We start from the raw sequence: 18,718 nt of genomic DNA on the forward strand, positions 1-18,718 counted from the left end.
GACACGCTCCCTGATAGCCGCCTGAGAGAACGGCGAGAGAACACCGCCGCAGGGTGTGTCCTGATCCCTCGTCATCTCGCGAAACAGGAGACCCGATCCATGTCCCGTGTATCCACCGGCCCCAGCGAGCAGCCAACCACCGCGCACGCTCTGCTCAAGCGCCTGCGAGAGCACGGAGTCGACAAGGTGTTCGGTGTCGTCGGCCGTGAGGCGGCCTCGATCCTGTTCGACGAGCAGGACGGCATCGAGTTCATCCTGACCCGGCACGAGTTCACCGCCGGGGTCGCCGCCGACGTGTTGGCCCGCATCACCGGCCGGCCGCAGGCGTGCTGGGCCACACTGGGCCCCGGCATGACCAACCTGGCCACCGGCATGGCGACCAGCGCCCTCGACCGCTCCCCCGTCATCGCGATGGCGGCCCAGTCGGAATCGCACGACATCTTCCCGAACGACACGCACCAGTGCCTCGATCTGGTCCGGATCGCCGAGCCGATCTCGAAGTACGCCGTCGAGCTGCAGCGCCCCCACGAGATCACCGACCTGGTCGACTCGGCCGTGACGGCCGCGATGACGGAGCCGGTGGGCCCCTCCTTCATCAGTCTTCCGGTGGACCTGCTGGGCTCCTCGGCGGGCATCGACCTCGAAATGGACCACGGTCCCGCCCTCACCCCCGCCAAGCCGATCACCGCGATCCAGCCCGGCTGGGAGCAGACCGCGGACCGGGCCGTCGCCCTCGTGCGCGAGGCCCGCAACCCGGTGTTCGTCGTCGGTGCCGCCGCGATCCGCGCCGGTGCGGTCCCCGGGATCCGCGCCCTCGCGGAGCGGCTGAACATCCCCGTGATCACCACGTACATCGCCAAGGGTGTGCTGCCGCACGGGCACGAGCTGAACTACGGCGCCGTCACCGGCTACATGGACGGGATCCTGTCGTTCCCCGCGCTGGATACCCTCTTCGGCCCGGCCGACGTCATCCTCACCCTGGGCTACGACTACGCGGAGGACCTGCGACCTTCGATGTGGGAGCGGGGTCGGGCGAAGCAGACCGTCCGGGTCTCCCCGACCGCCAACCCCGTTCCGCGGATCTACCGGCCGACGGTGGACGTGGTCACGGACGTACTCGCGTTCGTCGAGCACCTGGACGCCGACACCGCGGACGTCCGGCCGAAGGACCGGCACGAGATCACGGCAGTGCGGGAGCGGATCGGCGAGCTGCTGTCCGACCCGAAGCAGTACGACGACGGCATGCGCGTGCACCAGGTGATCGACTCCATGAACACCGTCATGGCCGAGACCGCCCAGGACGCCGAGGGAACGATCGTCTCGGACATCGGCTTCTTCCGGCACTACGGCGTGCTCTTCGCCCGCGCCGACCAACCGTACGGGTTCCTCACCTCGGCCGGTTGCTCCAGCTTCGGCTACGGCATCCCCGCCGCCATCGGCGCCCAGCTGGCCCGCCCCGGCCAGCCGACGTTCCTGATCGCCGGCGACGGCGGTTTCCACTCCAACAGCGCCGATCTGGAGACCATCGCCCGGCTCCGCCTGCCGATCATCACGGTCGTGGTGAACAACGACACCAACGGCCTGATCGAGCTGTACCAGAACATCGGCCACCACCGCAGTCACGACCCGGCGATCAAGTTCACCGGGGTGGACTTCGTGCAGCTCGCCCAAGCCAACGGCGTCGACGGAACCAGGGCGACGACCCGCGACGATCTGCTCGCCGCGCTGCGCAAGGGCGTCGAGCTGGGCCGCCCCTACCTGATCGAGGTCCCGGTGAACTACGAGTTCACCGCAGGTGGTTTCGGAGCGCTGAAGATCTGACATGACGCAGACCGAGCTTCCCGCCGCCTTCGGTTTTCTGGCCTCCGCCCACACGGGCGGAGGCAGGATCCCCACGGCAGTCTTCGCCACGCGCGGCCGGCACACCCGGCTGTCCGAGCGGTTGCGTACGCGGCCCGTCGACGTCGACGCCGTTCTGGTCCATCCCGATGCCGGCTCCTGCGGGGCGCACGCGTCCGACGGGGACACCCTGGTGCTGTTCGCCGGGGAGATCTACAACCGCGACGAGATCCACGGCACCCTGGGCACGCGCACGAGCGCCTCGGACTCCGAGCTGGTGTCCGGCCTGTTCGAGAAGTACGGACTCCATGTGTTCCGGGTGATCAACGGCCGGTACGCGGCGCTGCTCGTGGCGGGCACCCGCGTACTGGCGGCCACCGACCACGCGGGGTCGGTTCCGCTGTACGTGCGCCCCGAACCGGGTCATGTGCTGGCCGCCACCGAGGTGAAGGCACTGGCAGACGCCGATGCAGCGGTCCGCGGCGCCCCGATCTCGGGGGCGCGCCGCATCCGGGGGCTTCCCGGGCTCCACCAGGTTCCGGCCGGGGCCGTGCTCGACATCCGCGTGGACACCGGTGCGGTGACGGTGCACCGCACCTGGGTGCCACCGGTGCACCGGTGCCTGACGGAGGAGGACGAGGCCGTCAACCGGGTGCGGGCGGCGCTGGAGAAGGCCGTGATCCGGCGCCTTCCCGACGCCGGCCGGCCGCTCGTGGTGCTGTCCGGCGGAATCGACTCCTCTGCCGTGGCCGCGCTGTCCCACGGCGCGTCCGCGTCGGGGATCGACACCCTGTCGATGGGCACAGACACCTCGAACGAGTTCCCGCAGGCCCGAGTGGTGGCGGAGCATCTGCGCTCGGAGCACCGGGAGATCACCATTGAGTCCGGGGATCTGCTGACCCTGCTTCCGCACACCGTCCACGCCGCGGAGTCACTGGACCCGGAGGTCATCGAGTACCTCCTGCCGCTGACCGCGCTGTACCGCCGCATGGACGGACCGCCGCGCAGGGTGCTCACCGGGTACGGGGCCGACATCCCCCTGGGCGGCATGCACCGGGAGGACCGGCTGCCGAATCTGGACACCGCGGTGGTGTTCGACATGGACACCTTCGACGGGCTGAACGAGATGAGCCCGGTGCTGTCGACCGTGTCCGGTCACTGGTCCACCCATCCCTACTGGGATCGCGAGGTGCTGGAGTTGCTGACATCGCTGGAGGCCGGCCTGAAACGCCGGTACGGGCGGGACAAGTGGGTACTGCGCGCCGCCATGGCCGACCTGCTGCCCGCCGAGACCGTGAACCGGCCCAAGCTCGGCGTGCACGAGGGCTCCGGGACGACGGCGTCCTTCTCCATGCTGGTCCGCCGGGCGGGCGCGGCGGAGGACGAGGTCGCAGCCGTCAAGGCGCGGGTCGTCCAGGAGCTGTTCGACCGGACCGTGGTGGGCGGCGTGCACCCGGACGACATCGAGGTCGAGGAGATCGTCGGGAAGATCGTGGCCGAGGGCAGGAGATGAACGGATACGAGCGGTTCCGGGGCAAGCGGCTCGCCGTCGTCGAGTCGATGCTGCACGACGCGTTCTACAACGGCATCCACCGCGCGCGGGACTTCGGCTGCGAGGTGTGGCTGCTGGTGCAGGGCGAGGAGTGGTACACCGGCGGCGGGCGGCCGTTGGCCGAGCATCCGCTGGGCCGGGTCGACCGCGTTCTGCACGTGGACACGCACGACTGGCGCGCCGTCGTCGACGTCCTCACCGACGACGACGGCAAGCCCCTGGTGGACGGGGTGCTGTCCTTCTCCGACTACCACACGGAGGTGACCGCCCACACGGCCGAGGCCCTCGGGCTGCCCTCCCAGGGTCTGGATGCGGTGCGCGCGGCGAACCACAAACATCTGCTTCGGGCCGCGTTGGACGGGGACCCGGCGAATGTGCGGTGGCGGCTGGTGACCTGTGTCGAGGAGCTGGACGAGGCGATCGCCCACGTCGGGCTGCCACTGATCGCGAAACCCCCGTCCGAGGCCATCTCCTACGGGGTCCGCAAATGCGCGACCCGCGCGGAGGCGGTGGATGCGTGGCGAGAGCTGTCGGGTATCCGGCAGTCCCTGCGGGGGCAGCCGCGTCCCGGGGACGTGCTCGTCGAGGAGTACGTGCGGGGTACCGAGGTCAGTGTCGAATCCATGACCGTGGACGGGGTCACCCACTTCTTCGGCGCCACGTCCAAATACCTGCACAAACAGACCATGTTGGAGGAAGCCCACTCCTTCCCGCTCGCTCTCGAACCCGCCGTCTGGGACGAAATCCGGTCCTGCGTGGATCGCGCCCTGCGCGCGATCTCCTACCGGCAGGGCCCGGCCCACACCGAGGTGATGATCACCGAGGAGGGGCCCCGCATCGTCGAGGTGAACCCCCGGCTGCCGGCCCACATGATCTCCACGATGGTCACAGATGTGTGCGGGACCAACCCCCACCTGGACGCGAAGCTGCTCGCTCTCGGCGTGGAGCACGTACCCGACCGCAATCCCGGTCAGGGTGTGGTGGGAGGCGCCGCCGTGGCCGTGCTCTTCCCGGACGAGAGCGGCGAGTTCACCCACGTCGACGGTCTGGACGAGGCCGAACGGCTCGGTGTGTCGGTCCGCCTCCACCACGAGCCGGGCGACCTGGTCGCCGGCCGGCTGGACAACTCGGCCTCCGTCGGCTTCGTCTACGCACACGCCGACACCGCCGAGGCCGCGCTGGACAAGGCCCGGCAGGCAGCGGCACGCATCCGCATTCACACCCGGAGGACGGCGCCGTGAGCGGTCAGATCAACTCGAATGTCTCGCCGCGGTACGCACAGATCCCCACGTTCATGCGGCTTCCGCACGACCCGGCCCCGAAGGGGATGGACGTCGTGGTCATCGGGGCTCCCTACGACGGGGGCACCAGCTACCGTCCGGGTGCGCGCTTCGGCCCCCAACAGATCCGCTGCGAATCCGGACTCATCCACGGTGTCGGCATCGACCGCGGACCCGGAGTCTTCGACCTGATCAAGGTGGTCGACGGCGGGGACATCAACCTGACGCCGTTCAACCAGCACATCGCCATCAAGACGGCGCAGGACCACCTGTCGGCTCTGCTCGCGGACAACTCCGCCTTCCTCATGCTCGGCGGCGACCACTCGCTCACGCTGTCCGCGCTGCGCGCCGTCCACGGCCGGCACGGTCCGGTGGCCGTTTTGCACCTCGACGCCCACTCGGACACCAACCCCGCCATGATCGGCGGCGAGTTCCATCACGGGACGCCGTTCCGACACGGCATCGAGGAGGGGCTCGTCCAGGCGGAAGCCATGGTCCAGCTCGGCATCCGCGGGCACAACCCGAAACCCGACAGCCTGGACTACGCGCGCGGTCACGGTGTGCGCATCGTCACCGCGGACGAGTTCGCCGACCTGGGTGTGAAAGGCGCGGCGGACCTGATCCGGGAACGGCTCGGAGACCGCCCGGTGTACGTCTCGGTGGACATCGACGTCTTCGATCCCGCCTTCGCCCCGGGCACCGGTACCCCGGCCCCGGGCGGCCCCACCAGCCGGGAGGTACTCGCCCTGCTGCGCACGGTCGGCGAGCTCAACCCGGTCGGATTCGACGTGATGGAAGTGTCGCCCTTGTACGACCACGCCGGGATCACCAGCGTCCTGGCCACCGAAGTCGGCGCGGAGTTGCTCTACCAGTACGCACGCGCCCATCAGCCGAAGAAGAAGGAAGAGGAGGAGTAGTGGTGGCGATTCTGGATATCACCGAGCACCGAGAGCATCTGCTGTCGCTCGCGTCGAAGCTTCCCGCCGTGCCCCGCCAGGACCTGTACCACTTCCTGGACGTGGCGCACAAACTCGCGCAGGAGCTGCCGTACGAGATCAGCGACACGCTCGACGCCTTCAACCAGGCCGGCAACGAGGACGGATACCTGCTGCTGCGCGGGCTTCCGGTCGAGGCGGACGACGAGCTGCCGCCCACGCCGGCGAGCACGCCGGCCCCGGTCGCGCGTGGCCGTCTGAACATGGAGGCGTTCCTCGCGATCCTCGGCCGGCGGCTCGGTCTGCACACGGGATACGCGGAGCTGCGGTCGGGAACGGTCTACCACGACGTGTACCCGTCGCCGGGTGCGCACCACCTGTCGTCGGAGACCAGCGAGACCCTGCTGGAGTTCCACACCGAGATGGCCTACCACACGCTGCAGCCCAACTACGTGCTACTGGCGTGCTCCAGGGCCGACCACGAGCGCAGGGCCCAGACCCTCGTGGGTTCGATACGCAAGGCCATCCGACTCCTGGACCGGGAGACGATCGGCCGGCTCCACGGCAACAAGCAGCCCTGCGAAGTCGACGTGGCGTTCCGCGGCGGAATCGAGGACCCCGGGGCGATCGCGAAGGTGAAGCCGCTGTACGGGCCCCAGGACGACCCGCTGCTCGGCTACGACCGGGAGCTGCTCAAGCCCGACGAGGGCCCGGACGCCGAGGCCGTGGCGAAGCTGTCCAAGGCGCTCGACGATGTCACCGAGGGAATCTTCCTCACCCCCGGCGACGCGCTGATCATCGACAACTTCCGTACCACGCACGCGCGTACCCCCTTCACGCCGCGCTGGGACGGCAGGGACCGGTGGCTGCATCGGGTGTACATCCGCACCAACTCCCACGGTCAGCTTCCCACGGGTGGCGAGCGCGCGGGCGACGTGATCACCTTCACCCCACGCCGGTAGATCGTCTCCGAGGACGTGCCGATCGGCAGGCCGGACCCCGCCCGGACGGGACGCTGTTGGTCAGTCTGCGGGCTGGCCTGACGTCGGTCTCCAAGACCCGGTTGTGGTCTTGGAGACCGACGTCGTCGTTTGGGGTGGGTGGTGATGTCGATGCAGCCGAAGGGGTCGTGGGAGGTCCCGGCGGAGACGGTGCGGGTGGCGCGGGCCGCGTTCCCGAAGGGAAGTCCGGCGGGCCGGGGTCCGGGACGAGCTGGGGATGCTGTTCAGCGATGAGGAGTTCGCGGACCTGTTCCCGGTACGGGGGAAGCCTGCCTGATCACGCTACCGCGGTCTCGCGAAGACCAGCCTCCGGCACCAGCTCACCGGCGCCGCGATCAGCCTCGTCCGCATCGTGAATCTCCTCGGGTCATCGGTGACGGTGGCCGCATGCGTGAGGAAATGAGTGCGGTGCGTACGGTGCTGAGCACAAGGACGCATGACGAATCGTCAGGCGGGGATGAGGGCGCTGTCCTGTCGCAGGATCGCCTGGGCCAGCGTGCGCAGCGTGGGCCCTGGGTCGATGCCGAGTTCCTCGGCGAGGGTCCGCCGCACGCCGTGGAAGACCTCCAGGGCATCGGCCTGGCGGCCCGAACGGTAGAGCGCGAGCATGAGGTCGGCGTGGAGGCTCTCCCGCAGGGGGTAGTGGTCGACCAACTCGAACAGCTCCGAGATGACCTCCTCGTGTCGCCCGAGCTGCAGTTCGAGGGAAGCCCGGTAATGCACCGCGACGATGTGTTCCTCCTCAAGACGAGTGGACCAGCTGCGCAACCCCTGATGCGTGATGTCCGCGAGGGCCGGGCCGCGCCACAGCTCGTGGGCCGATCGCACGAGCCGCGCCGCCTCGTCGAGCCGGCCCCATCGGTGCATCTCGCGGGCGGCGGCGACCTTCGTGCGGTAGCTCGCCACGTCGACCGAGCAGAAGTCGTTGTTCAGCCGGTAGCCGGTGGCACACGACTGCACCGCCTCCGACGGCCCCCCGGCATTGACGAGGGCGGTCCGGAGCATCCAAATGCCGGTCTGAACCTGTCCCATGGCGGTACGGGGTGGCTTGTCGTACCAAACGGCTTTGATCAGGTGGTCGGTGGCCACGATACGCCCCGGCTGCAGCGCCAGCGCGGCCAGAATCCCCCGCTGACGGCGGCCCGGAACGGTCACGCGCGCTGCACCGATCCGCACTTCCAGCGGGCCCAGCACGGCGACGTGAACTGGCCGAGACACGCCCTCACTGTCATCTGCGTTCATCCTGGGCCCCTTCGCGAGGTGACACGCGTTGACTTGCGGTCGAGTTGTGCGTGAGAAGTAGACGGAACGCGTAAGGGGTGTGTCAATGGACGCCCGCACGCACCGACTGATTGGCTGATTTGGCCTACGGGCCGCAGGTTCGCCGCCCACCGCACCGGAGAGCGGACAGCACGCGTACAAGATCGGACGCGCGGCGCGGGACATCGCCTCCCCCGGCCACCGGTCGACGCCTCGGAGCCGGCGCGTGTCGCTACCCCTCGCTCGCCGGTCCGGGCCGGCCGCCGTGCGCGGCGCGAATGGGGTTGCGTACGTGCTTGCGCAACTCCGTACGTGCCCTGTTCCGAAGGGCGGTCCGGTATGGACCACACCACAGCCGGTATGCCCGGACCCGCGGAGCAGGACGCGCTTGGGCGGCGACCCGGTTCGCTCCCGGGAACGGCCCTGGGGTCCCGCGAAGGTCACAACCGCGGGCCGGGCGTCGACGCAGGGCGAACCGGGAAGCGCCCCGTCCGCGGGGCGCGCGGCACCGGTTCCACGCACCCGCCGACAGAAGGGCGAAGATCGCGCAGCCGCGGTCGCCCCGGCGGCTGTGACCGCGCGCAGCCACAACCACCCCGCGCCCAGCGTCAGTCAGCAATGAAACCAGTATGTTCTCAGCCAATCGGCGCCGCGCCCCGTCGCCGGAAGCGGGCTCCTCCTGCACTCGACCTACCGCAGACACCACCTCTCACGTCGGCTCTTGTTCGAACGCTGAGCACCGGATCAGCGCGCGGAGCCGGGCATTGCCGAGTGCCGTTCGATGGAGAGGCTCGACCATCTGAACTCGCGTCCGGATCCGGGGGATAAGCACACCCGTCGCGCACCGTAGCCGAATGACCGGAAAGAGCAGCCTCCATTTGCGCTCTGTGTACCTTCCTGACCACATGACGTCACCGAAGGAGGGGTGTATGCGGCAGCGACGGCGGATGGTCCTCAAAGGCGCCGTGGCGATCGGCTCATCGGGGCTGATGAGCAGAGCGCAGCCGAAACGAATCAGCGTCGACACCCGGCGTCCGTCGTTGGAGGGACTGACCCTCCAATGGCTCGGGGTCGCGGGCTGGGAACTCGGCTTCGGCGAGAGCAGGTTGCTCTTCGACCCCTACCTGAGTCGCATGCCCTTCCAGTCGTCCGACGGATCCCTCGATCCGTCGCTCGCCCTGCGGCTGGACCCGAAGGCCGTCACGGCCGTCGCGGAGCGGAACCTCTCGGGTCCCCCCGCTCTGATCCTGGTCAGCCATGGCCACTTCGACCACCTCGCCGACGTACCGCAGCTGCTGGCCCACCGGGACTGGGCCGGGCACCGTATCCGCACCCTGTGCGACGAGACCTCCCACCACCTGCTCGCCGCCATGGGAGCTCCGGACCACCGGCTGGCCGAAGTGATCCGGGTCCGGGGCGGGGAGCACCTCCGGTTCCCCGGCTTCACCGTCGAGGTGCTGCGCAGCCTGCACAGCCAGTTCAGCGACCACGGCTATTTCGCTCCCGGGACACATGTCGGCCCGCCCCGCGCACCCCGGACGCTCGGGGATCTGATCGAGGGCCAGACCCTGGCCTATCAGGTGTCCTTCGACGACGGTCCGTCCGTCTATCTCTCCGGTACGAGCAATCTCGCCGAGCGGGAACTCACCGGCCTGCGACCGGACATCGCCATCGTCGGCATGACCTCGCACAGTGCCGTACACCGCTACCCGGAGCGGCTGCTGAGCGCGCTCGGCGATCCGGCGCTGCTGCTGCCGAGCCACCACGACGACATGGTCTCCCCCCTGCTCCAGTCGGGCGGAGCGCGGCAGGCGGGCGCGAACACCGGGCGGTCGGCGGCCGCTACCGCCCTGGAGCACGCAGCGGCGGCCCGCGGGGCGAGCGGAACGAGGGTCGTCGACCCCACCCCGCTGCAACCGTTCGGCCTGACCACCCCTGCGGGGCGCTGACGGCCAGGGCCGCACCCGGTCCCCCGCGTGGAGATGCTCTTGCCGGACTCTCCGCCTGCTCTCCCCTTCCCCGGGGTCCCGGCACCGCACGGCACTCGATCCGGGCCGATGACCTGCGCGGACGCCGGGAACACCGCAGCGCACTCGTCCGTGGGCCGTTGCGGGGCATGCGGATGACGCATAGCTTCTGCGCGTCCTGACGTGTCCCATTCCACGGCGCCTGGTCCCCCAGGCGATTCCACGGCGGTGCCATGCAGATCAGCAAGTTCCGCAGGGGCGCGACCCGGACCGCGGGTTCGCCCGGGCAGTCCTCCGGCCTTCGCCGGCTGCTGTTCGCGCAGTCGCTCAGCCAGGCCGGATTCGTGGTGCTGAACCTCGCGATGCCGCTGCTCGCGGCGACCGATCTCCGGGCCACCCCCTTCCAGGTGAGCCTGGTATCCGCCGCGCAGACGGTCGCCTTCCTGCTCATCGGGCTGCCGGTCGGAGTCTGGGTGGATCGGATGCGCAAGCGTCCGATCATGATCGTGGCCGACCTCACGCGGGCCGTGGCACTCGCCCTGGTGCCGGTCCTGTGGGCGTTGGACGCGCTCACGGTCGCCCACCTGTGTGCGGTCGCGCTCGTGGTGGGCCTCGCCACCGTCTTCTTCGATGTCGCCGACCAGAGCTATCTTCCGCATCTGGTGGGCCCCGAGGGACTGGTCACGGCCAACGCGCGCCTCGTCACCGTGGATCAGACGGCCTCGGTGGCCGGCCCCGGCATCGCCGGTCTGATCGTGCAGGCCGTCACGGCGCCGCTGGCCGTGGTGGTCTCGGCGGTCTCTTACCTCGGTTCCGCGCTCTGCGTGGCCCGCATCGAGGACCGACCCGAGCCCGTCGGCCGGACGCCGCGCGACCGCCTCGGCCGATCGATCGTCCAGGGCATCCGGTACGTACTGGGCCATGCGGTGCTCCGCCCGCTGGTGGCCTGCTCCACGACCATGACCTTCTGCTGGAGCATGGGCTACGGCATGCTCCTGGTCCTGCTGGCCCAGGACCTGGGGGTGTCCGCCGTCACCATCGGGCTGCTGTTCACCGCGGGAGGCGCGGGCGGTCTGTCCGCGACCTTCGTCGTACGGCGCATCGTCGAACGGCTCGGTGACGGACGGGCCGTCGTCCTCAGCGTGACCCTGACCGCTCCGTGCACCCTGCTGGCGGGGCTGACGGGGCCCGGAGCGCGGCTCGCGCTCGTGGCCTGCGCACAGTTCGCCTTCGCGGCGGGACTGGTCGTCTACAACGTCGCACAGGTCAGCTACCGCCAACGATCCGTACCGGCGGACCTGTTGGGCCGTGTCAACGCGACGGTCCGGTTCTTCGCCTGGGGCGCGCGGCCGCTGGGCGTACTCCTGGGAGGCGGCGTCGCCGAGCTCTACGGCACCCGGTCCGCCGTCTGGGCGGGAGCTGCCGGCACGGCCCTCGCCTCTCTCTGGCTCCTCTGTTCCCCGCTGCGCGGCATGCGTGTGCTGCCGCAGCCCTCACCCGAGTCGTCCGTCACCAAGGAAGCCCTGTGAACAACAGCATCGCCGAAACCTCCGCACCGCCGAGGCTGGTGTGGATCACCACTCCCGACAACTACGACCCGCACGTGCAGGAGCGACTGCGACGCGAGGGCTCCGAGCGCGTCGGCATGCTGCGTGCGGCGGGCTTCGACGTGCGCATCGTCCACTCCTGCGACATCGTTCCTGCCTGGAACGGCCGTCCGCGCCTCCTGTGGGGCGAGGAAGACCTGCTCGCGCAGTACGCGGGTTTCCTGGTCACCTCCTGGACCTGGGATCCGGCCATCGCCCGGCACATCGAGGCCATCACCCGGACCATCCGCGCCTCCGACTGCGTTCTACTCACGGACGGAACTCTGGATCCCGAAGCCCTCGGCCTCGACAAGCTCGCCATGTACCATCACGCGGCCGCGCTGGGCGCTCCCGTGCTGCCGACCGTCTCGGTTCCCTTCGGGCGCTACGCCCGACGCGCCCTGGACGCCGTACGCACGCAACTGCCGGCCGGACCGTACGTGGTGAAACCGCGCTCGATGGCCAGGGGCTTCGGGGTGCTGAAGGCGGACACGCCCCAGCACCTCGCTGCCTCGATCGACCTGTTGACGCCCGGGGGGCTGGGCTGCCTGGTCCAGCCCCATCTGCCCAACAGCGGCGATGTGCGCGTCTACGTACACGAGGGCAAGGTCATCGCCGCGCTGCTGCGGGAGCCTGCCGAGCAGGCGTACCTGGCCAATGTGAGCCAGGGCGGCAGCGGTTCCGGCTACGAGCCGCCCGCCGAGGTAGCCGACATCAGTGAGCGGCTGGCGCAGAGCCTGGACTCGGACTACCTGTGCGTGGACTGGCTGGTCGCCGGGGACGGCCACGTGTTCAACGAGTGGATGACCATCTCGGCCGCCTACGAGGACCTGCCCGACCCGGCCCGGCGGCGCGTCGAGGAGGCCCTCGTCCATCACATCCGTCGCCGCCTCGACGAGGGGCCCGGTCTGCGGTAACGGAATGTCCGGCGGGCTGCGCGCCGCGTACGAGGAGGCGTTGTCATGCCCGGAGGTCAGCATCGGCGGGACACAGTCCGGTCCCATGCTGACAGCGCTTCCTCTCCGTCGAGCGCCGCCCGCGGCCGGCGCAGCACAGGCCGTAGCGCGTCTCCTGGTCCAGGATCCCGAGCGCGGTGCCGGCCTTCAGCCGCATCTGCGCCGTCACGATGTCCGCGTCCTCGAACGACGACCAGTACGACCACCGACCACGGCAGGCTCCGCAGCAGGGCGGACAGCCCGGCGGTGGCCTGGTGCAGCCGGGCCATTCCGCTGCCGGCGGCGGCCGGCGGGTGGCGGTGGGAGAGCAACCGGATGCCGATCGGGATCGGTTGCCGCCCCACTGCCGCCCCGCCTGCCGGGACACCGGATCGGACAGTCCGCTGCGATCAGACCACCGGAACCGGGTAGGTCGGGTACTCCACCCCGGATACGTGCTGGACGACGCGGATGACCTGGCAGGAGTAGCCGAACTCGTTGTCGTACCACAGGTAGAGGATGGCGTCGTCGCCCTCGACCTTGGTGGCGCCGGCGTCGACGATCGAGGCGTGGCGCGAGCCGATGAAGTCGCTCGAGACCGCGTCGGGAGCACTGATGAAGTCGATCTGGCGCTTGAGCGGCGAGGCCAGCGACACGTTGCGGAGGTAGTCGAGGACCTCCTCGCGGGTGGTCTCGCGCGCGAGCCGCAGGTTGAGGATCGCGATCGAGACGTTCGGCACCGGGACGCGGATCGAGCTGCCGGTGATCCTTGCCTTGAGGTCGGGCAGCGCCTTGGCGACGGCGGAGGCGGCACCGGTCTCGGTGAGGACCATGTTGAGCGGCGCCGAGCGGCCGCGGCGGTCGGAGTCGTGGTAGTTGTCCAGCAGGTTCTGGTCGTTGGTGAACGAGTGGACGGTCTCCACGTGGCCGCGCAGGACGCCGTACTCGTCCGCCATCGCCTTCAGCGGCGGGACGATCGCGTTGGTGGTGCAGGACGCGCAGGACAGGATCTGCTCGTCCGGCTTGATCATGTCGTGGTTGACGCCATGGACGACGTTGGGGACGTCGCCCTTGCCCGGCGCGGTCAGGACGACCTTGGCGATGCCGGGGCGGAGGTGCTTCGACAGGCCCTCGCGGTCGCGCCACCTGCCGGTGTTGTCGATGAGGATGGCGTCCTTGATGCCGTACGCCGTGTAGTCCACCGACGTCGGGTCGTCGGAGTAGATCACCTTGATCTCGTTGCCGTTGGCGATGATCTTGCTGTTCGCCTCGTCGACGGTGATCGTGCCCTGGAACTGGCCGTGGATGGAGTCACGGCGCAGCAGCGAGGCGCGCTTGACGATGTCCTGGCCGGCGCCCTTGCGGACGACGATGGCGCGCAGCCGCAGGCCGTTGCCGGAGCCGGCCTTCTCAATGAGCAGGCGGGCGACGAGGCGGCCGATGCGGCCGAACCCGTACAGGACGACGTCGCGCGGCTCGCGGCGCTCGATCTTGTTGGCACCCGTGGCGCCGACGACGGCCTCGGCGGTGAACTCCTCCACCGAGAGACCGCGGTCGTCGGTCCTGTACATCGCGGCGAGCATGCCGATGTCGATCTGGGAAGGGCCGAGATCGAGCGTGGTGAGAGCCTGCAGGAACGGAAGCGTCTCGGTGACCGAGAGTTCCTCACCGGCGATCTGCCGGGCGAATCGGTGGGTCTTGAGGATGCTCACCACCGACTTGTTCACCAAGGCGCGGCTGTGAAGCAGGACCGTGATGTCCCGCTCCCGGTGCAGCTTCCCGATGATCGGGATCATCGACTCCGCGATCTCCTCGCGGTTCTTCCAGTTGGTGAACGAGTCGTCATTGACAGTCACAGGTTTATCTTTCGAGCTAGGCGGCGCTCACATGCTAACCCGCCATCAATTTGATCATTCAAACGGTGCCACCTGAGCGGGATGCCGTGATCGGCCCCATGGCCACACCAGGACAGGGATGGACCACTGTGTGGCGCGAACGTGCTCCAATTGGCGAGCATTTGCCCCGGTATGATCCCGCGGAGCACGAGGCCGACGCTGGTGCCACTGACGGAGTCGGCATGTCTGCCATCCACGTTGCGGGCGGAATTCCGTCCCAGGCGTAGCGTGAGCGCATGATCAATGGTGCTCACGTAGTCATCTACAGCCGTGACGCGGAGGCGGACCGTGCGTTCTTCCGGGACGTGCTGGGCTATCCCCACGTCGATGCCGGCGACGGTTGGCTGATCTTCAAGCTGCCGCCCGCCGAGATCGCCGTGCATCCCGTCGAGGGCCGGGAGTCGCACGAGTTCTTCCTGATGTGTGACGACGTCAAGGCCACGAGGGAGGAACTGAGCGCGAAGGGTGTGGAGTTCACGCAGCCGGTGAGTGACGAGGGGTGGGGGCTGATGACGGTCCTCAAGCTGCCTGGGGGCGGTGACCTCGGACTCTACGAGCCGCGACATCAGACGGCTTACGAGCTTTGACACGGCCGGGTACGGCACCGGACCGAAGAGAATGACCGAGCACCCCGACCTCGATCCCCAGGCCCGGACCACTGCGGAGTAACGGGGTGGTGCCCCCTGCCGCCGGGGGATGTCGGCAGGGGGCACCGGTCCTCAGGAGGCGGCCAGCGCCTCGGTGGGGGGCAGGCGGGCTGCGCGTACGGCTGGGTAGAAGCCGGCCAGGCCGCCGATGACGAGCGTGGCGCCGACTCCGCCGGCCATGGCCCAGGCGGGCACCACGGTGGGCCAGCCCTGGTACGTGGCGTAGCCGCCGGTGACGCCGATGCCCAGGAGCACGCCGCCGGCGCCGCCGAGCGCGGACAGCAGCAGCGATTCGCACAGGAACTGGGTGCGGATCTGCCCGCGGGTGGCGCCGAGGGAGCGGCGCAGGCCGATCTCGGCTCGGCGCTCCAGGACCGAGATGACCATGGTGTTGGCGACGCCGACGCCGCCGACGAGCAACGCCACCGCGCCCAGGCCGAGGAGCAGTCCGCTCAGGGTGTCGTCGGTGGCCTCCTTGGCGGCCAGGGCGTCGGAGGGCCGGGAGACCTCGACGGAGCTGGGGTCCTCGGGGTTGGCGGTGGCTCCGAGCACGGCCTGTACGTCGGTGACGGCTGCACCGTCCGCGCGAGTGTAGACAGTGCTCGGGTAGCCGTCGAAGTCGAGTTCCCGTTCGGCGGCTTCCCAGCCGACGAACGCGCCGGAGTCCAGCTCGGATGCGAGTTCGTTGGGCTCGAGGATCCCCACGACGGTGAACCACTCGCCTCCCAGCCACACTTGGGTGTCGGGGCCGGCCGCGGACACCGCCAGTTGCTCGGCGGCCTTGGGGCCCAGAACGACGGCCGGGTACTTGCCGTTGGCGCCGTTGAGCCACTGCCCGGTCGCCACCTGTCCGCCCACGGTGTCGGGGAGGTCGGTGCGGGCCGCGTACACGCCGATGCCGCCAGTCTCCTGCTTGGGGATGCGGTCGTTGCGGTAGATCTTGGCGTCTGTCTTGCCGATGGCCGACACCGACTCGACGGAACCCATCCTGCCGACCATCTCGACGGCTTCATCGGGCAGATGCGCATCGCCGCCGCCGAATGACTGGCCCGGAGAGACGGTGAGCAGATTGGTGCCCAGTGCGTCCAGTTTGCGGTTGAGCTCCTCGCTGGAGGACGTGGAGATACCCACGACGCCGATCATCGCGGCGATGCCGATGGCGATGCCGAGTGCGGAGAGGAACACCCGCATCGGGCGGGAGCGCAGGCCCGAGCCGCCGACGCGCAGTACATCCGACGGGCTGAGACGGGCCGCCTTCGGGCGGGGCCTGGTGGGTGCTGCCGTGCTCATATGCCGGCCCTCTCGTAGGCGTGTCCCGGGACGCCGGAGTCGTGTTCGATATGGCCGTCCTTGATGCGGACCTCGCGGGGCAGGGATGCGGCGATGTCGCGGTCGTGAGTGATGATCACGACGGTGGTGCCGGCCTCGTGCAGCTCGTGCAGCAGCTCCATCACGACCGCGCCGGAGCGGGAGTCGAGTGCCCCGGTCGGCTCGTCGGCGAGCAGCAGAGGCGGATCGCCGAGTACGGCGCGGGCGATGGCGACGCGCTGCTTCTCGCCACCGGACAGCTGGTGCGGTTCGTTGTAGAGCCGGTGCCCCAGGCCCACGCGGCGCAGGGTCCGTTCGGCGAGCATGCGTCGTTCGCTGCGGGGTTTGCCGCTGTAGAGCAGTCCGTCAGCCACGCTGTCCAGCGCAGGGACTCCGGGGGCGAGATGGAACTGCTGAAACACGAAACCGATCGTGCCGGCGCGCAGCGCGGACAGCTCACGGTCGCTGAGATCGGCGATGTCGTGGCCGTCAATGGCCACGGTTCCGGTGGACGGCCGGCTGAGCGTGCCGATGATGTTGAGCATCGTGGACTTGCCCGAACCGGAGGGGCCGACGACGGCCAGGAGTTCACCGCGCCGTACGACCAGGTCGGCTCCGGCGAGCGCGGCCACATCTCCGTACGTCTTGGTCACGCCGGTCAGCTCGATCACCGGTGGGGTGGCCGGGCTCACTTGGGAACCCCTACGACCAGGCCCTCGGTGACTCCCTTGCCGGAGACCTCGACCATTCCGCCGGCGAACATGCCGAGCTCGACCGGCACGTACTCGATGCCCTTGGTGCCGAACGTCTCGAGTGCGTAGCCGCCTTCGCGCAGCGCCACCAGAGCGTTGATCGGGACCGCCAGGACGTCCTTGCGGGTCTCGGCCTCGAAGGTGATGTCCACCGGCGCGGCCTGGTAGCGGCCAAGCTTCTTGTGGTCCTTGAGTTCGAGCTCGACCGGCAGCGTGGCGTCCTCGGAACCACCACTGGAAGACCCGGAGCCGCTGGTGTTGCCCTCGGCCGGCGCGGCGGTGGCCGCGGTGCCGATGTCCTTCACCGTGGCGTCGACCGTGGTGCCGTCGGGCAGCTTGATGGTGGCCTTGGTGCCGTCGTCGACCAGGTCCTCGAACTTCACCTCGAGGTCGACGGTGACGATGCGCTCAGTCCCGGTCCAGGTCAGGATGTCCCCCGTGGGCGAGCTGCCGCTGGTGGCCTTGACGTCGGCCACGCGCCGCTCACCGGTGGCCACGACCGCGTCCCCCGGCGCGACGGTGCCGGTCTCTTCGCGGCCGAGGTCTTCCTGCCACGCCTTCACGGCGTCTGCGGTGCCGTCGGTGTACTCGTCGTCCACGGTGAAGCCCGTGTAGCCGAGGGCGGAGAGGTTCTCCTCCAGCAGCTTCACATCCTTGCCTTCGCTGCCGGACTCAACCGTGCGGTACAGCGGGGTCGAACCGTACAGAAGCGGCACCTTCTGATCATCGAGGTTGTACACGGTGCCGCCACGCTTGATGGTGTCGCCCTCCCCCGGCAGCCAGGTGATCAGGCCCGAACCTTTGCTCTGCGCGCTCTCCCCGCCCTGCGTGTGGGCCTGAACTGCGGTGGCGTCGCCGTAGCCAAGGTTTCCGTTCACGGTCTCGGTGCGCGTCAGCGATGTGCTCTCGACCTTGGCGGTCTTGGGCGGGCCCGATGGGGCTGCGGAGGCGGACGTATCGCTGTCACCCCCCAGGACTCCGGTCGCGGCGGCGACGCCTGTGGTGGTGACGACCACCACCGCCGTAGCGATCAGCGAGGTGCGCAGCGGGCGCTTCCTACGGCGGCTGACCGCCGGTGCCTGTCCGCCCTGGCCGTCGCCGCCACGTGCGTCGTCGCCGCTGCCTGCGTCGTCCGCGGCCAGGACGTTCTCGGTGCTTTCGTGCAGGGTCACTTCTGGCCTCCCATCATGCCGCCGAGGAACTCGCTGCACTCGCCCATGGCGTCCTGGAAGTTGGGATCGCTCATGTTCATCGAATCCCGGTCGAGACCCTCGGGGCCGGGGTCGTCCATGTCGACACCGTTCTCCCGCATGCACGCGGCGAACTTCTTCATGTTCTCCAGCTGGGCGGCATCCGGATTGCCCTCGCCGCGCTCCTTCATCGCCTGCGGCGCCTTGTCGCGGCAGGCTTCCATCGCGGTGCGCAGCGCCTCGGAGTCGGCACCGCCGCCCATCACCGACTGCAGGTCCAGCTGCCCGGTCTCCGGGTCCGGGTCCTCCATGTCGACGCCGTTGTCGCGCATGCAGTTCACGAACTCCTGCGACTGCTCGGCATCGCTCTTGTCCGAGCCGCCACCGCCCGACGAGCCGCCCTCACCGTTGACGGAGGCCACGGTCGAGCTGTCGCTGCCCGAGCCGCCGCAACCTGTCATCAAGCCCATCGCCACGATCGCGGCGGCCGGCAGCGTCAGTACACGTGCCTTGAGCGCACTGCGCATCCTCACCACTCCTTGAATTCGAATGCCGCCGGCCACTGACGCAG

General features: G+C 69.4%; 15 protein-coding genes and 1 pseudogene. 10 read left to right on the plus strand and 6 right to left on the minus strand.

What is annotated here, in order from left to right:
• Positions 1-99: 99 nt before the first annotated feature.
• The 6 genes and pseudogenes from NLX86_RS08920 to NLX86_RS08945 all read left to right on the plus strand — a co-directional run.
• Positions 100-1,821, plus strand: a complete 1,722-nt coding sequence (locus NLX86_RS08920) for a thiamine pyrophosphate-binding protein (RefSeq protein ID WP_254371058.1) — start codon at positions 100-102, stop codon at positions 1,819-1,821.
• A gap of 1 nt (position 1,822) precedes the next feature.
• Positions 1,823-3,352, plus strand: coding sequence for an asparagine synthase-related protein (locus NLX86_RS08925; RefSeq protein WP_254371059.1), 1,530 nt, complete (start codon positions 1,823-1,825; stop codon positions 3,350-3,352).
• The gene (locus tag NLX86_RS08930; protein ID WP_254371060.1) at positions 3,349-4,632 is read left to right on the plus strand and encodes an ATP-grasp domain-containing protein; all 1,284 of its coding nucleotides are present in this window, start codon (positions 3,349-3,351) and stop codon (positions 4,630-4,632) included. The genes NLX86_RS08925 and NLX86_RS08930 overlap by 4 nt, the downstream gene beginning before the upstream one ends.
• 53 nt (positions 4,633-4,685) lie before the next feature.
• Positions 4,686-5,588: an agmatinase gene (gene speB, locus NLX86_RS08935; protein WP_254371228.1), complete on the plus strand. Its 903-nt coding sequence runs from the start codon at positions 4,686-4,688 to the stop codon at positions 5,586-5,588.
• 2 nt (positions 5,589-5,590) lie between these two features.
• The gene (gene cs1 / locus NLX86_RS08940) at positions 5,591-6,568 is read left to right on the plus strand and encodes a clavaminate synthase Cs1 (RefSeq protein WP_254371061.1); all 978 of its coding nucleotides are present in this window, start codon (positions 5,591-5,593) and stop codon (positions 6,566-6,568) included.
• 144 nt (positions 6,569-6,712) lie between these two features.
• Positions 6,713-6,881, plus strand: a pseudogene (locus NLX86_RS08945) (IS5/IS1182 family transposase); the annotation flags it as partial.
• Positions 6,882-7,054: 173 nt separating this feature from the next.
• Here the strand turns inward: NLX86_RS08945 and NLX86_RS08950 are convergent.
• A complete protein-coding gene (locus tag NLX86_RS08950) occupies positions 7,055-7,825 on the minus strand; it encodes an AfsR/SARP family transcriptional regulator (RefSeq protein WP_254371062.1) in 771 nt (256 codons plus the stop codon).
• 971 nt (positions 7,826-8,796) lie between these two features.
• Between NLX86_RS08950 and NLX86_RS08955 the strand changes: the two genes are divergently transcribed.
• The 3 genes from NLX86_RS08955 to NLX86_RS34680 all read left to right on the plus strand — a co-directional run bounded on the left by NLX86_RS08955 (position 8,797) and on the right by NLX86_RS34680 (position 12,337).
• Complete coding sequence (locus tag NLX86_RS08955; protein ID WP_254371063.1) at positions 8,797-9,816, plus strand: MBL fold metallo-hydrolase; 1,020 nt, start codon at positions 8,797-8,799, stop codon at positions 9,814-9,816.
• 251 nt (positions 9,817-10,067) lie between these two features.
• Positions 10,068-11,363 carry an MFS transporter gene (locus NLX86_RS08960; protein ID WP_254371064.1) on the plus strand — a complete coding sequence of 432 codons (1,296 nt, stop codon included), beginning with the start codon at positions 10,068-10,070 and terminating at the stop codon, positions 11,361-11,363.
• A complete protein-coding gene (locus NLX86_RS34680) occupies positions 11,360-12,337 on the plus strand; it encodes a hypothetical protein (protein WP_254371065.1) in 978 nt (325 codons plus the stop codon). The genes NLX86_RS08960 and NLX86_RS34680 overlap by 4 nt, the downstream gene beginning before the upstream one ends.
• A 428-nt stretch (positions 12,338-12,765) precedes the next feature.
• Here NLX86_RS34680 and NLX86_RS08970 read toward each other — a convergent pair whose 3' ends face one another.
• Entirely contained in the window at positions 12,766-14,211 is a 1,446-nt protein-coding gene (locus tag NLX86_RS08970) for a glyceraldehyde-3-phosphate dehydrogenase (protein ID WP_254371066.1), read from the minus strand.
• Positions 14,212-14,486: 275 nt separating this feature from the next.
• On the opposite strand from NLX86_RS08970, the gene NLX86_RS08975 reads away from it, so the two are divergent.
• Complete coding sequence (locus NLX86_RS08975; protein ID WP_254371067.1) at positions 14,487-14,837, plus strand: VOC family protein; 351 nt, start codon at positions 14,487-14,489, stop codon at positions 14,835-14,837.
• A gap of 132 nt (positions 14,838-14,969) precedes the next feature.
• Here NLX86_RS08975 and NLX86_RS08980 read toward each other — a convergent pair whose 3' ends face one another.
• From NLX86_RS08980 to NLX86_RS08995, 4 genes are read right to left on the minus strand one after another with little or no spacing between them, the layout of a single operon-like run.
• Positions 14,970-16,187: an ABC transporter permease gene (locus NLX86_RS08980; RefSeq protein WP_254371068.1), complete on the minus strand. Its 1,218-nt coding sequence runs from the start codon at positions 16,185-16,187 to the stop codon at positions 14,970-14,972.
• Positions 16,184-16,897: an ABC transporter ATP-binding protein gene (locus NLX86_RS08985; protein WP_254371069.1), complete on the minus strand. Its 714-nt coding sequence runs from the start codon at positions 16,895-16,897 to the stop codon at positions 16,184-16,186. The genes NLX86_RS08980 and NLX86_RS08985 overlap by 4 nt, the downstream gene beginning before the upstream one ends.
• Entirely contained in the window at positions 16,894-18,129 is a 1,236-nt protein-coding gene (locus tag NLX86_RS08990) for a peptidoglycan-binding domain-containing protein (RefSeq protein WP_254371070.1), read from the minus strand. The genes NLX86_RS08985 and NLX86_RS08990 overlap by 4 nt, the downstream gene beginning before the upstream one ends.
• Positions 18,126-18,674, minus strand: a complete 549-nt coding sequence (locus tag NLX86_RS08995) for a hypothetical protein (RefSeq protein WP_254371071.1) — start codon at positions 18,672-18,674, stop codon at positions 18,126-18,128. Before NLX86_RS08995 ends, NLX86_RS08990 begins: the two co-directional genes overlap by 4 nt.
• Positions 18,675-18,718: the final 44 nt, after the last annotated feature.

Origin of the sequence: Streptomyces sp. A3M-1-3 (genome assembly GCF_024213665.1) — a bacterium.
Taxonomy (GTDB): domain Bacteria; phylum Actinomycetota; class Actinomycetes; order Streptomycetales; family Streptomycetaceae; genus Streptomyces.